Annotated in this window: 11 protein-coding genes; 3 read left to right on the top strand and 8 right to left on the bottom strand. The window is 39.7% G+C overall.

The window, feature by feature from the left end:
• Positions 1–17: 17 nt before the first annotated feature.
• Entirely contained in the window at positions 18–1,547 is a 1,530-nt protein-coding gene (locus NLF99_RS13365; RefSeq protein ID WP_254528919.1) for a sulfatase, read from the bottom strand.
• Positions 1,548–1,560: 13 nt separating this feature from the next.
• A complete protein-coding gene (locus tag NLF99_RS13360; protein ID WP_254528918.1) occupies positions 1,561–3,084 on the bottom strand; it encodes a sulfatase in 1,524 nt (507 codons plus the stop codon).
• Positions 3,085–3,212: 128 nt separating this feature from the next.
• Between NLF99_RS13360 and NLF99_RS13355 the strand changes: the two genes are divergently transcribed.
• The 3 genes from NLF99_RS13355 to NLF99_RS13345 are packed head-to-tail and all read left to right on the top strand — an operon-like array spanning position 3,213 to position 6,939.
• A complete protein-coding gene (locus NLF99_RS13355) occupies positions 3,213–4,598 on the top strand; it encodes a WG repeat-containing protein (protein ID WP_254528917.1) in 1,386 nt (461 codons plus the stop codon).
• Between the two features lie 2 nt (positions 4,599–4,600).
• Positions 4,601–5,029, top strand: coding sequence for a hypothetical protein (locus NLF99_RS13350; RefSeq protein ID WP_254528916.1), 429 nt, complete (start codon positions 4,601–4,603; stop codon positions 5,027–5,029).
• Positions 5,030–5,070: 41 nt separating this feature from the next.
• Positions 5,071–6,939: a M1 family metallopeptidase gene (locus tag NLF99_RS13345; protein WP_185213074.1), complete on the top strand. Its 1,869-nt coding sequence runs from the start codon at positions 5,071–5,073 to the stop codon at positions 6,937–6,939.
• Between the two features lie 214 nt (positions 6,940–7,153).
• On the opposite strand, the gene NLF99_RS13340 is transcribed toward NLF99_RS13345, so the two are convergent.
• The 6 genes from NLF99_RS13340 to NLF99_RS13315 all read right to left on the bottom strand — a co-directional run bounded on the left by NLF99_RS13340 (position 7,154) and on the right by NLF99_RS13315 (position 14,094).
• Entirely contained in the window at positions 7,154–8,668 is a 1,515-nt protein-coding gene (locus NLF99_RS13340) for a sulfatase-like hydrolase/transferase (RefSeq protein WP_254528915.1), read from the bottom strand.
• A 121-nt stretch (positions 8,669–8,789) separates the two neighbouring features.
• Entirely contained in the window at positions 8,790–11,045 is a 2,256-nt protein-coding gene (locus NLF99_RS13335; RefSeq protein WP_254528913.1) for a GH92 family glycosyl hydrolase, read from the bottom strand.
• A 222-nt stretch (positions 11,046–11,267) separates the two neighbouring features.
• Positions 11,268–11,822 (bottom strand): GNAT family N-acetyltransferase, encoded by a 555-nt coding sequence (locus NLF99_RS13330; RefSeq protein ID WP_254528911.1) that lies wholly within the window; start codon positions 11,820–11,822, stop codon positions 11,268–11,270.
• Between the two features lie 37 nt (positions 11,823–11,859).
• Positions 11,860–12,930: a hypothetical protein gene (locus tag NLF99_RS13325; RefSeq protein ID WP_254528909.1), complete on the bottom strand. Its 1,071-nt coding sequence runs from the start codon at positions 12,928–12,930 to the stop codon at positions 11,860–11,862.
• Between the two features lie 56 nt (positions 12,931–12,986).
• Positions 12,987–13,406, bottom strand: a complete 420-nt coding sequence (locus NLF99_RS13320; protein ID WP_254528908.1) for a hypothetical protein — start codon at positions 13,404–13,406, stop codon at positions 12,987–12,989.
• Positions 13,407–13,605: 199 nt separating this feature from the next.
• On the bottom strand, positions 13,606–14,094 hold the full coding sequence (locus NLF99_RS13315) for a porin family protein (protein ID WP_254528907.1): 489 nt from the start codon (positions 14,092–14,094) through the stop codon (positions 13,606–13,608).
• Positions 14,095–14,325: the final 231 nt, after the last annotated feature.

Below are 14,325 nucleotides of genomic sequence, written 5' to 3'. Positions count from 1 at the left end.
TAAAATTTTACATTAATCTAATTTTTAGATAATATCATCTTCGCATCCTCATCCTCTAACCTATCAACCTCTTGCTTCAATAATTTCTCTAATCGAACCTGTACTTTCTTGAATTTTGTCTGCCCATAGACATTCTTCATCTCACGCGGATCTGATTTCATATCATATAATTCCCAAGCATCCACTCTTTTATAGAAACGGATCAATTTATAACGTCCATCGCTCACACCAAAATGGGGTGAAACCGCATGTTCTCCATTCTCATAATAATGATAATAGATCTGATCTTGAATATCTTTTTTCTTGCCGTTCAACAAACTCAAGAATGACCTACCTTGCATATCAGCAGGCACCTTCGTTCCACTCAATTCCAAGAAGGTCGGACCAATATCAACATTGGAAACCATTCCCGTAATTTTGGAATTTGGCTTGATCATGCCGGGCAGTTTCATCAACATGGGGGTACGGAATGATTCCTCATACATAAAGCGTTTGTCAAACCAGCCATGCTCACCCATATAAAAGCCTTGATCGGAAAGATAAAGCACCAAGGTATTGTCCTCTAGGTTCTGCTCCTTTAAATAATCCAATACGCGGCCAATATTGCGGTCCATCGACTCGGCTGTATTTAAATAATCAACCATATAACGGTGATATTTCCATTCTGCCAGGGCTTTTCCGCTCAGGTTTGATTTTTTCAACTCCTCATAGATTGGTTTATAGTAATCTACGTAAGCTTGGAATTGTTCATCAGTCATCCGGCTGAAATTTCCATCAGCGCGCATTTTCTCGATATTTTCAAACATCTTCAGGTCATAGCCCATCTGCATATCCTTATCGATACTCATCTCTTGCTGCGCAGCTGCCTTTCTACCTGCATAATCATCATAGAAGGTTTCAGGTAATGGGATCTGCTTATGATCATTTTTACCGAAGTCTTCAACGGCCGGCATCCAGGTCCTATGTGTATTTTTATGGCCTATGATCAAGCAAAAGGGCTCTTGCTTATCCTGTCCTTTTAACCAATCCAATGCTTTATCAGTCACCAAGTCCGCTACATAGCCATCCTCTCTTGCCACGACTTCCTTTTCCCCTTCTTTACTGCTGATAAAATCGGGATTAAAATAATGTCCCTGTCCGGTCAGGATACTATAATAGTCGAATCCTTCCAGTTTTCTGCCCAAATGTATCTTACCGATCCAAGCTGTTTGGTAACCATTGTTATGAAGTTCTTTAATGAAGGAGTTCTGACCATGGTTGAAATTAGAGGTCTCATTATCCTTAAATCCGTTTTTGTTGCTATATTTTCCAGTCAATAAGCTGGCGCGACTCGGCCCACAGATCGAATTGGTGACATACCCACGCGTAAAAATAGCCCCCTCTTTTGCAATCCGGTCCAAATTTGGCGTATGGCCAACCTTGGAACCATAGGCTCCAATGGTCTGGTAGGAATGGTCATCAGAAATAATAACTACAATATTGGGCTTACGCTGAGCGAAAGTTGCCAAGCTGAATAGGCAAAAACAGATAAAAGTTAGTATGCGCATGTATTCTAAAAGTTTAGGAAGCTTCAAATATAAGCATTGCTTCCGAATCATCCTGTTTCTGGATTTCATCTTTTAACTTTTTCATCATTTCCGCTTGTTTCTCAGTATAGTTAGGATTATTGTAGAGATTCTCCATTTCTTTTGGATCCTTGCGCATATCATAGAGCTCCCAAGAATTGACTTTATTATAGAAACGGATTAATTTATATTGTCCGTCACTCACACCAAAATGCGGAGAAACATTATGGATTCCATCCTCATAATAATGGTAGTATAATTGTTTTCTATCCCCTTTTTTACCATGCACGATCGCACTGAAAGATTCCCCTTGAATATCTTCTGGAATCGGCACCCCTGCCAAATCCAACATCGTAGGCGCAATATCCACGGTCATCAAAAGATCGTTGACCTTCCTGGACTTTTTGATTTCTTTAGGGAAGCGCATCATCATTGGCGTACGGAAGGATTCCTCATACATAAAGCGTTTGTCAAACCATCCGTGTTCGCCCATGTAGAACCCTTGATCGGACATATAGATCACAATCGTATTCTCGGTCAGGTGATGCTCATCCAGGTAATCCAATACCTTTCCTATATTTCTGTCCATTGATTCAGCAGTATTCAGGTAATCGGTCATATACCGTTGGAATTTCCATTCTGCCAATTTCTTTGGATCCGAAAAATCCTGACTCGCATAATCGGCTTTTACCTTCGCATAATATTGTCTGTATTTCTCACGATCGGACTCATCCATTCTCCTGAAATTGGACTCTTTCATCCAATCCTCTTCGGTTTTAAATAGCTTTAGGTCGTAATCTAATTTGATATCCTTGCTGATCTGCATTTCCTGGATCTTAGCAGCCTCTCTTCCCTTGTAATCATCATAGAAATTATCTGGTAATGGGAATTTCTTATGGTCATTCTTTCCAAAATCCTGTGGGTCTGGATCCCATTCCCTATGGGTTGCTTTATGACCTAGTATCAAACAGAATGGCTTTTCTCCATCCAAGGACCCCATCCAGTTCAATGCCTTTTCGGTTACAATATCCGACACATAACCCTTCTCCCTGGTCAATTCCCCTTTTTGGTTCTTGAAGTCAGGATTGAAATAATGCCCTTGGTTTAGCAGTACATCAAAGTAATCAAACCCTTCCAAAGTATCCCCTAAATGCTGTTTTCCAATCCATGAAGTTGTATACCCTGCCTTTCTGAGCTCTTTGACAAAGGAATTCTGGCTATGCTCAAAATGGGACTTTTCATTTTCCCGGTAACCATTTTTATGACTGTATTTCCCCGTCAACAAACTTGCACGGCTTGGCCCACATAGGGAATTGTTCACATAGGCGCGGTTGAAAAGTAAGCCTTCCTGAGCAATACGATCAATATTGGGCGTACTGCCAATCTTGGAGCCGTATGAAGAAATGGTCTGGAAAGAATGGTCATCGGATATAATGATCACGATATTTGGAGCCTTCTGAGCAAAAAGCACATTTATTCCGAAAACGAAAAAAAGCAGGTAGGTAGATAATCTAATCATACATTAAATATACAAATTCAAGGTTAAATATTATTGATTTAAATAAATCCAGAAATACTGTAAAATATTGCTTTCAGTAATTTGCAGAATCAATAAAAATGAGGACTTTTGCGTAATAATTTCATTACATGAAAAAGCTTTTTTCCCTCATTGTATCAACTCTTCTTTTCCAGTTTGCTCTTGCCCAACAAGAAGTTTATAAAATCATTTATACCATCTCCTTAGATGAGTCTTTCAAGTCCAACATCAAGGAATTGGGACAAGGTGAAAGTGAAGAATTAGAATTGTTTCTAACTCTATTGTCTGAAATGGAAGGTAAACCACTGATGGAGGCATGGGTCAGTGAGCATCAAAACAAAATCCATAACCTGTACTTTGAACCCACTTTACAACTCAGAGATACAAAAAACAAAACCCTATTTTTTTTAGATTCATTAGCAAAAAGTTTTTCCAAGGAAGAATATGCTCCCGAGAGTGAATTTAATCTGCGAGTAAACTTAGATTCTGAAAAGACGGAAATGATCGCTGGATTTCCCAGTAAATTGGCAATTTTAGAATTACAGGATGAATCTAATGCAGGGGAACCTGAAATAGTTGAGGTATGGTATACGGATAAGATACCTGCAATTTTTTGGGGTAAATACCAATACCTGGATAAAATACCGGGTCTAGCTCTGAGGGTAAATGCGTTAGGTGCTGCGTATCAGGTGATGGAAATATCAAAAACCCAGGTTCCCGATAATTTCTTTGAAGTCCCTTCAGATTATTCCGATGAAGAATTAACGGAAATGGATCTAGGCGATGGAATGACCGCATATTACGATTCAACAAGTTTTTTATTTGGCTTAAAAAATCCAAATGGCGAAATCATCACCCAACCGAATTATTTGACAATAGCACCATTTAACAATGGAATAGCTGTGGCAGTAGACGAAGGAAACTTTGCAGGATTGATCGATGCTAACGGTAAGAACCTGACTGAATTCAAATTTGATAATATCCAGTATGACCCCGTTCTTAATACTTATCTTTTCTCATTGGAAGGAATGATGAGTGTGATGGATGCAAAAGGAAATAAAATCTGGAACAATGAATTTGAATATATCACTCCTTTCTCAGCGAATTACACCATTGTAATGACTTCGCTAAAGTTTGGACTTGCAGATCAAAAAGGTAATATCGTATTGCCCTTAGGAGAGAACGTCATCTTAAGTAATGACAACAAATACTATGTTTCAGAAAAGGATGGACTATACGAAATATTTCAAATTGAAGGCAATAAACTGATTACTTCAGGAAATTACTATTTAGGATTATCCAATGAGGATGACTTATTCATCATATCAAAAGATAGCGAAAACTTCGGATTGATTAATTCAAAAGGTGATACTATTCTTCCTTTGGAATATAGCTATATAAATCCTTTTGAAAATGGAAAGGCTATCGTTTTAAAAAATGGTGAATCCGAAGAAAGGGTCATCAATACCAAAGGAAAATTCATTAACAACCCCTAAACATGACTTATCAAATCAACACCCTACATCGAGGGAGATTTATCTGGATATTGCTAGGCTCCCTTTTTGTGGTTGGGTATTTTTTATCACTTAGCACCCTACAAGAAATCTATAAGATCTTGATCCTATTGTTCTTTATCCCTGCCATCATGTGGGCAGCGGTCCGTTTCAGCAAACAGAACTCTACTTGGGTAATCGATAAGAGTAACATTAACATTACCAAGTTTGGCCAGGAAATCCAGATCCCCATCGCAGAAATCACCTATCTCAAGAACCATATCCGATCCGGAGGAAACCTTTTAGCCTTTCATAAAAAGGGAAAAATGAGCACCGTACGGATCTGGAGAAACAAGATTTTTGCCAGCAATGATCAATTCGATCAATTGATCCAAACAATCAAAGACCTCGGAATCGAAATCGTCATCGGATAAGCCTGTCATTTTCAAATGTTAAATTTTATATATTTGGCATTATGAATCTAAAAAACACTCTTGGCTTACTAGTCTTGGCTCTTTGTTCCCTAACATCCTTTGCACAGCGCAAAACGTATTGGGATCAGAAAGTCGATTATACCATGGATATTGATGTCAACGAAAAGACATTCCAATACGATGGTAAGATGAACCTGAAATACAGCAATAATTCTGGACAAGAATTGAGCAAGGTCTACTTTCACCTCTATTTCAATGCCTTCCAACCTGGAAGCATGATGGATGAGCGTTTGAAAACCATTCCTGACCCGGATGCAAGGATGGTAACCAATGTTGGTACTAAAGAACAACCTGTTCGTCAAAGCCGTATTTCTGCCCTGTCACCAGATCAGATCGGATTTCAAAAAATCAAATCGGTAAAATACAATGGTACGGATGTAACCTTCAAAGAAGATGGCACCATCCTCGAGGTAACCTTGCCTACAGCGATCAAAGATGGCAGTACGGTAGAGTTTGACTTGACATGGCAAGCTCAGGTGCCTGAACAGATCCGCAGAAGCGGTCGTAATTCAAAAGAAGGTGTAGCATTCTCCATGACCCAATGGTATCCTAAAATGGCCCAATTCGATGAGTTCGGCTGGCACCTGGACGAATACATTGGTCGTGAATTTATTGCCCCTTTCGGAAATTTCGATGTTACCATCCATATCAACAAAGATTATGTGATCGGTTCTTCTGGAAAATTACAGAACCCTGCTGAAGTAAAGGGCTATGTAAAAAATGCCAAGATCAAAACCAAAAACAATAAGGCTTCTTGGCATTATAAAGCCGAGAATATCCATGATTTTGCTTGGGCAGCAGATCCTAAATTTGAAGTGGATTCTGCCAAAACAAAATTAGGAACTACTATCTATACGATTTACCTACCTACAGACCAAGAGGTTAAGGATAATTGGAAAACAGCATTAGGATTAGCTACGGAATTCTTTGATTTTACCAGTGAGAACTTCGGTGCCTATCCTTGGAAAACCTACTCGATCGTACAAGGTGGTGATGGTGGAATGGAATATGGAACAGCAACCTTGATCACAGGTGGGAGAAACCTGAAGGGATTGGTTGGCGTTATCTTCCATGAAGCAGCGCACTCTTGGTACCAACAGTTGTTTGGTGTGAATGAAACAGTCGATGAATGGATGGATGAAGGTTTCACCAGTTATATTGAAGAACTGGCATACACTGAACTGTTTGAAAAACCAAAAGCAAGAGCACTTAACCCTATCGGTTCAGCTTATAATTCTTACTATCGCTTGGCTAAATCTGGAAAAGAGGAACCAATGAGTCTATTAGCAGACTATTACAATACCAACTTTGCCTATAGCATTGAAGCCTATAGTAAAGGTGGAGTATTGGCAGAACAAATGGGCTATATCATTGGAAAGCAAAACTTGCAAAAGACCTTCTTAAATTTCTATGATATCTGGAAATTCAAACACCCAACTCCTAATGACTTTAAAAGGGTAGCGGAAGAGACCTCTGGAATCAATTTGAAATGGTATTTCAACTTGTTTATCAATACTACGAGAACAATTGACTATGCCATTGCCAATGTTTCTGAAAACAGCATTGAAATCCAAAATAAATCGAACTTGGCTATGCCTATCGACCTATTGGTAGAATATGAAGATGGAAGCAAGGAACTTTTCTACATCCCATTACGTGAAATGCGCGGTGAAAAACCGGCTGAGCAATATGATATTTACCAAGGTGTAAAGCGCACGGTCCTTACGGATTGGTTCTGGACAAAACCAACTTATTCAGTGCCAGTTACCAAGAAAGTGAAAAAAGCTTGGATTGACCCTACTCAAAGGCTTGCTGACATCAACTACGATGACAATGCCTACGGTTTATAAATATTAAAAAATCTAGCAAGTAAAAAGGCTGTTCCCCATGATGGGGAACAGCCTTTTTACTTAATTTCCATGGTCAGTTTATTAGTAACTTTTCTTTGACCTTGTTTTAGTCTCATTCGAGACACATTCCGAATTTTCCGAATATGTCTCGAACAAGACTAAAACGAATCTCGAAGCCCATGCCAAAATTTTTGAACTTCAGGCTCAACAAATATTATTTCAGTACTTTTTCCAACAGTTCCTTTAACTCTGCGACTGCTTTTGGATTTTGTTTAGCGATATTATCTTTTTCTCCCGGATCTTTTGACAGATCATATAATTGATCTTCGGGATGATTGCCCAGTTCAGTTCCGGTCAGTTCATTGAAAGCTCTCCCCTTGCTAGGCTTGATGTATTTCAAATTTTCTTTTGTAATAGAGAAGGTTCCTGCAGATTGAACAAGGAATTCCCTTCCTTTTTTATCATTCCCGATAAATGCATTCCAGATATTCTCACTATCCAATTCGTCTTGATTGGACAACGGTTTTTTAAAGAAATTGGCAAAACTGGAAAGAAGATCCATCTGACAGACTAAAGCGTCTGACACCTGCTGTTTCTTGATGCCTTTTGGCCAGCTGATAATAAAGGGAACACGGGTACCTCCTTCAAAAGCCGAATATTTACCTCCTCTGTATGGACCAAATGGATTATGTCCATTCAGCTGGGTCACTGCTCCGTCTACATAGCCGTCGTCCAATACGGCCCCATTATCACTGGTAAAGATAATGATCGTGTTTTCATAGATCCCCTTATCCTTTAAAGCTTGGACTATCTCGCCTACGGTATGGTCCAATTGTAGGATCGCATCGCCTCTGTAACCTAAGCCACTCTTCCCCTTGAACATGGTAGAAGGCATTCTTGGGACATGAGGTTCGGTAGCATGGTAGCTCAAGAAGAATGGTTTCCTGGCATTTTCACGGATATATTGAATGGTCTTATCGGCAAAAGTCATGGTTACTTCCTCATCCACCCATCTGGCCTGCAGGCCGCCAGTCATCCAGCCTATCCTTCCAATTCCATTGATAATGGTTTGGTTATGTCCATGGTTGGGACTAGCTTTCATTTTTAATAGTTCCGGATTTTCAAGCCCTGTCGGTTCGTTTCCGATCTTCTGTTTATAGGAAACCTCAATGGGATCATTTGGATCCACCCCTACCACGCGATGCCCTTCCAAGAAAACGGTTGGGACACGATCTGCCGTCGCAGGGAAGATATAGGAGTAATTGTAGCCTACTTCCAATGGTCCTGGTTTTATACTTTCATTCCAGTTCTTTTCAACCTGAGAGCCTAATCCTAAATGCCATTTCCCGATTATTGCTGTTTCATAGCCCTGTTGTCTAAAGAGCTCTGGCAAGGTCATCTGCCCCTGATCGATAATCAGGGCAGCATCCCCGGGCAATACCCCTGTTCCGGTTTTTCGGAATGGATATTTGCCTGTCATCAGGGAATATCTAGAAGGTGTACAGGTTGCAGCAGAGGAATGTCCATTGGTAAACCGGATGCCCTGATTAGCTAGTGCATCAATATTGGGGGTTTTGATTTTCGTTGCCCCATAGATGCTCAAATCTCCATAGCCTAAGTCATCTGCATAGATCATGACTACATTCGGTTTCTGTTGGCCGAAACTCAATAAAGGGAGGAATAATAGCAAGAATAAAGCTTGGTTAAGCTTTAAATAAAGGATTTTCATAGAAATGATTGGGTTTAGAATATACCCGAATATACAGATTTTATTGAAATGAGCAGAAAAGGGGGGAAATAATGAAGGCTGCCCGTGATGAGGCAGCCTTTCAGTTTTTTCTAATTGTGTATTAATTACCGGTACCCCAGTTTCTATTGGCTTTTTCGCCCATGACGAATTCTAGGACTCCACCATTTAAAATATCTTTATGGGAGATCTCGGCTTTATTTAAGATTTTGCCATTTAATTTAGCAGACTGTATATATTTAAATCTATCCGAAGCATTTTTTGCAATGACCGTAAAGGTCTTTCCGTTTTCCAATTGGATGACTGCCTTTTCAAAGAATGGCGAACCGATGCTATACATTCCAGAGCCTGGAGTAACCGGATAGAAACCCAGTTGGGAGAACACGACAAAAGAGGAAAGTCCACCTCCATCTTCATCTCCTGGAACCCCCATGAGGTCATTGCGGAACCATTGCTTGATCAAGGTCTTGATTCTCTTTTGGGTCTTCCAAGGTTGACCAGCATAATTGTACAAGTAAGGGATATGTAGAGATGGTTCGTTTGCCATGGAAAACTGCCCAACGTTTCCGGTGTGATCCGGTAATTGCTGGTAAAAATCAAATTTGGACTTGCCTAAAGGCTGTACAAACATTTCATCCAGATAGTTGACGAATTGTTCATTTCCTCCCATCAGATTGATCAAATCAGGGATATTGTGCTGAACATCCCAACGATAGATCCAAGCATTGTTCTCTCCATAATATTCCCTAGCGCCTTGGCCTCCTGAAAACACATAATCGAATGGTTCCAAGAATTTCCCTTTCTCATCTTTAGGGTGGAAGAATTTTGTTTCTTGGTTGAATAGGTTCCTATAATTGAAAGACTGTTTCATAAATTTCTCATAGTCTTCTGTCTTACCTAAATGTTTAGCCAGTTGCGCCAAACACCAAAGGTCATACGAAGTACCTAAAGTAACGGCCACTGGTTGACGGCGCTCGAAACTATGTACCTCTGGATAGGTTTCCTTTTCACCAGGATGCAGAGCTGGGATATAACCTTTTTCAAAGAAAAATTGATCCATCTTACCAGCAGGTTTACCTGACCATGGAGCCAAAGTCTTTTCTGTAATAGCACCTTTTGCAGCTCGGTAAGCTTCTTCAACATTGAATGAACGGACACCTTTCTCGTAAGCATCTAAGAGTGCCGCTACCCCGTGGTTGGAGTTCATTCTGCGACTATCGCCAGTGATCTCAGGGAAAGTAGGCAACCAGAAGTTAGGCATCTGTTCTGACATGCGAACGAATGATTGCAGGATATTGCCTTCCTTCTTGGTATCGATCAAGACATTGAGAGGATGGTGGGCACGATATGAATCCCAAATCCAGTCATCTGTAAAGAATGGGACTCCCTCATCTGAATGGACCTTGCCGTCAAAGGCACTGAAGTAGCGACCATCTTCAGAAATATTGACTGGTCTTTCAAAGGTTCTGTAAAGGGAAGTATAAAAAATGTTCTTATCATTTTCATTTTTCCCTTCCACCTTCAATTTACCAAGGGCCTTATTCCAGGTTGCTTTTCCATCTGTCTTCACTTTTTCCAAATCGAAGTTCTTGATTTCACGGTTTAGGTTTGCTTTAGCCTGAGCTGCATCGATAAAGGAAATACCATAACGAACTTTTAAAGTCTTAGCCGCTGTTGGGAATGTCAAGACTAAATTCGCCTGATCGCCTGAGGCTTCAGTGGACTTGCTGACCTGACCATTGTTTAAGCTACCAACTTCGGTAGGTTTTTGGTCAAATTCTGCATAGATATAGACCTTTGTATTGTTCCCGATATCCTGACTTCCAGATACACCGTTTCCATCCCATTTCACATCGCCCTTGCGAGAATTAAAGATCAGTTGTGGCTGCCCTGTTTTTTCAAAGCCCAATTCATAGATTGCGGCCTGATGGGAAACAGCAAAGTCAACCTGAATATTATCCTCATCCAAATAAACGGAATAGCTATATGGATTGATGATTTCCTGATCATAGCTATAGTTCAATACCGGTTTTAAACCTCGGGTTCCCGAGACAATTGGGCTCAGGTTAAAGGCAGAGCTTCCGCGGTGACTGGTGACGATCAAAGGAAGGCCTTTGATGCGATCCGAGGTATAGTCAGCCCTTTCAGGATAGACACGTAACAGGGAATTTGGTAAATGAACGGTTGGGTAAGTTGGCACCAACAGGTGGGAAATATTTCCCATATAAGGATTGACATAATCTACCTCTGACTTTTGGGCCTGGGCTTGGGTTGCAGAGATAAAAATCATTGCCATGGCTGCAAAGCTCTTCCCTTTGCTCCAAATTTTCCCAATTCGCGGAATTTGACTCTTGAACATAGTGATCTAGTAATGTAATCTGAAAAAACACCGTTTACTGTTATACCGACTTCGAAATAAGCATTAGATTGATTGGTTTACAACAGGTCCACTATCAAATTTAATAAAAAAAATTACAAAAAAGATAGGTAGTAAAAAGGTTTTAGCTAATAATTTAGGGAATAATAACCCATAAAAAAACGCCTATGCGAGGGCATGGGCGTTTCCAGTATTTTTAAGCGATTATTTAATCTGCATATGTTCCAGATGTTTTCCCATCAACCATTTTTCGCCGACCACTTGGAAGCCTAGACGTTCATATAGTTTTTTAGCTTTCGGGTTATCATCATCGACCAATAAGCCTAATACCGTTTTATTCTTCGTAACATATTCCCCGATCAGGAATTCAATAATTTTCGATCCCAAACCTTTACCCTGTTGATTGGGATTGACCCCGATGCAATCAATATAGAATTCGCCTGCTTGTGTTTCGTCTTCAGGGTTGAAATCACGTTGGAATTGGGTTTCTACATACTGTGCAACCGGCTTTCTTAATTCATGCAATTTTGAACCGTCATAAATGAGGGCAGTTGCCACAACTTCTCCGGCCTCTTCGATGACCCAATTATTATTATAGGAATATTGGTTGCCTTCTTGTCTTACCAATTCTGTCAAAAAATGCAAGGCTTGCTGCTGGTCTCTTTTTCCAATAAAACGGTAGGCAATCTCTTCCATGGCCAACAATAAATAACTTGCTATTTGTTCCGAATCCTGCTTTAATCCTCTTCTAATAATCATTGTTAAAATAATATTTTGCCCTAAGATAAAAATTAATCTAAAAATTGACGAGGATGAGCTTGTATCCCTCATCCGTCCGGAGAAACTCAAATGTCTTTGATACATATGGGAATTCGTCGTACAAAGACAGGGATATGACCGGATACTTTGCATCTAATGAATCACCACATTGATCGAGATACTTACTATAGGATTCGCCTTCAAATATGAAATAATTTAAGCTGGATTTAGAGATATCGTATTTTTTCGATCCGCTGATAACAGACTCGAACAGTTCCTTTAATATATCACCTTGACGGTTGATGTATTTAGGACTTTCCTCAAATACCCATTGATTTTGGTCCTCATGCCAATAGGCGATGCTGTCATAGGAATGGGAGATCAATTGTTCTTTTGTTATTTCATTGGAAAATAATTTAGGAAAAAGCTGTTCAAACTCTTTTACATAGTCCATAAAGGCATAAGTATTACCATTTTTCCCCTTAAATTTTTCCCATGCCCTATCTTCAGGTAAAGAGCCATTGATACTCACTTGGTAAAAATTCAGGTTATCATTGTATGGGAAATCCTCAATAAGGACCTGATTATTCGTATCGATCAACATACTTTTTCCGCCCACAAAATAGGAATGTTCGTCATCAGGACTATCCCTTTTTCTTTGGGCACCCTTTAAGGCAGGGATCATTCCATTTTTGACACGTCCTAAGCCATTATAGATAGCAGGAATTTGAATTTCGCCTTCGGCATTAAGCATGCCTACCAGGTCATTTGCTTGATCATAGAAACGGATAAAGCCTTCACTCTCGCAATCCGGAACATTGTCGAAATAGTAGAGGCTGTCATTGCCAACCTTTCTTCCGGTCTTGGTCAGGAAATAAGAACGAAATTCTTCCTGATCGTTGACCTCTGTTACCGAAATGATATTGTCAAAAGAACTTGGGATCCTACTGACAGCTTGTAGGGAGAGTGGAACAATAACTTTTCCTTGCCGATCTTGATAGCCGACCAAGGTAGAATCAGCATTGTAGAATGCCTTTAGGTTTCTACTGACTTGCGCAAAAAGGATATTAGGAAGCAGGAAAGCACATAAAATTAATAGCAGTTTCATACAGAAAAGATAAGAAAAAACCAGCTTTCTGTGAAAGAACTTTTATTGAAAATGCATTAACGTTTTTTCTTGTTTTTCTTCTTTTTTTCCAATTGGTCAATCCTTGCCGTTAAGGCTGCAATGGTTATTTCTTGTGATTGAATGGTAGACTGTTGAGCGCTGATTACTTTTTCCAGGGCAGCGGACAAGGTACCATTATCGATAGGTTTATCGATTTTAGAAGGAAGGGTAATGGCGACTTCATGAAGTTGATGATTATCCTCTCTCAACATCTCGCCGGCACCAGAGACTAACCATTCAGGAGAAATATCGGCATAGCTAGATAGAATAGTGGCTATTGCATCGGAGCCTAGGGCGGAGTTTTTTTGTACGCCCTTAAAATTTGCATAGGAAAGACCCAATCCTTTAAAAAACTCGACTTTGTGTATCCCCTTTGATTCGGCAATCAATAGTACTCTCTCTTTGATATTACTCATAGTATCTAGTGTTAATAAGTTTGGATAAAATATAGACTAAATTTATTAATATTTTCAGGAATAGCAATAAGTTAACAATAATATAATAAGGTTATTGTTGAGATTCTGCGGGTGATTGCAGTGCTGTGGAGGAAGGTTTGGGCAATAAGAAAGCCGGCAAAACCCAAGGTTTTACCGGCTTTCCACAAATGTCTAATTATTAAAACTTGAAGTTAAAACCAAGGTTAATAGCTCCGAAATTGACATCATTATTTACGGCACGGTAACCGCCGAAAAGTTCCCATTTCTGTTGTTGGTAACCAATTTTCGGCATATAGTAGAAACCTCCAGCATCTTCACCACCTGAAGTAGTCAGTGCATACCCCAGATCGGCTCCGATGAAGAATTCAGGAACGATAGAATATTGTCCAGACGCAGCCAAAGGGATGTAGTTGAAATCTGTAAAGCCCGCATCTTTATAGTCCGACTTCAAGAAATAGTTCTGGAATCCAACGGTAGGACCTACCTGGAACTTCTCGCCAACGTTCCATAGGTACGCCGCATCAACACCGGCTGTAAATGAGGAAACATCAGCAACATCGCCAACTGGAAGTCCAATGTTAGCTCCGATCTTGAATTGACCTGGGCTCTGCGCTTTAGCGCCAAAACTTAACATTAAAATGGATGCAGCAAATACTAATTTTTTCATTTGAAATAGTTTTATGTGATTGATTTTTTCAGGCAGGTTTCAAAAATCGTTCCATCATTTGAGAATTTCTCAGCCCTTGGGGACCCCTCAAAAACTACATGTTTAAACAACTATTGATTAATATTTTTTATTTAAAGAAAATGTTAGCCATGCCTGTTTTTAGTTCACAATTAATTAATAAATTATAACTAATAATTTAACATTTATTTAAAACTCCCTTAAAATAGCTTT

The sequence above is a fragment of the Sphingobacterium sp. LZ11T8 genome (genome assembly GCF_024261425.1).
Taxonomy (GTDB): Bacteria; Bacteroidota; Bacteroidia; order Sphingobacteriales; family Sphingobacteriaceae; genus Sphingobacterium.
This window is presented reverse-complemented; position numbering and strand designations above follow the sequence as displayed.

Bases quoted from the DNA above. Each gene is read 5' to 3' on its own strand.
- NLF99_RS13365 (WP_254528919.1), bottom strand. From the start codon at position 1,547: ATGCGCATACTAACTTTTATCTGTTTTTGCCTATTCAGCTTGGCAACT.
- NLF99_RS13360 (WP_254528918.1), bottom strand. From the start codon at position 3,084: ATGATTAGATTATCTACCTACCTGCTTTTTTTCGTTTTCGGAATAAAT.
- NLF99_RS13355 (WP_254528917.1), top strand. From the start codon at position 3,213: ATGAAAAAGCTTTTTTCCCTCATTGTATCAACTCTTCTTTTCCAGTTT.
- NLF99_RS13350 (WP_254528916.1), top strand. From the start codon at position 4,601: ATGACTTATCAAATCAACACCCTACATCGAGGGAGATTTATCTGGATA.
- NLF99_RS13345 (WP_185213074.1), top strand. From the start codon at position 5,071: ATGAATCTAAAAAACACTCTTGGCTTACTAGTCTTGGCTCTTTGTTCC.
- NLF99_RS13340 (WP_254528915.1), bottom strand. From the start codon at position 8,668: ATGAAAATCCTTTATTTAAAGCTTAACCAAGCTTTATTCTTGCTATTA.
- NLF99_RS13335 (WP_254528913.1), bottom strand. From the start codon at position 11,045: ATGTTCAAGAGTCAAATTCCGCGAATTGGGAAAATTTGGAGCAAAGGG.
- NLF99_RS13330 (WP_254528911.1), bottom strand. From the start codon at position 11,822: ATGATTATTAGAAGAGGATTAAAGCAGGATTCGGAACAAATAGCAAGT.
- NLF99_RS13325 (WP_254528909.1), bottom strand. From the start codon at position 12,930: ATGAAACTGCTATTAATTTTATGTGCTTTCCTGCTTCCTAATATCCTT.
- NLF99_RS13320 (WP_254528908.1), bottom strand. From the start codon at position 13,406: ATGAGTAATATCAAAGAGAGAGTACTATTGATTGCCGAATCAAAGGGG.
- NLF99_RS13315 (WP_254528907.1), bottom strand. From the start codon at position 14,094: ATGAAAAAATTAGTATTTGCTGCATCCATTTTAATGTTAAGTTTTGGC.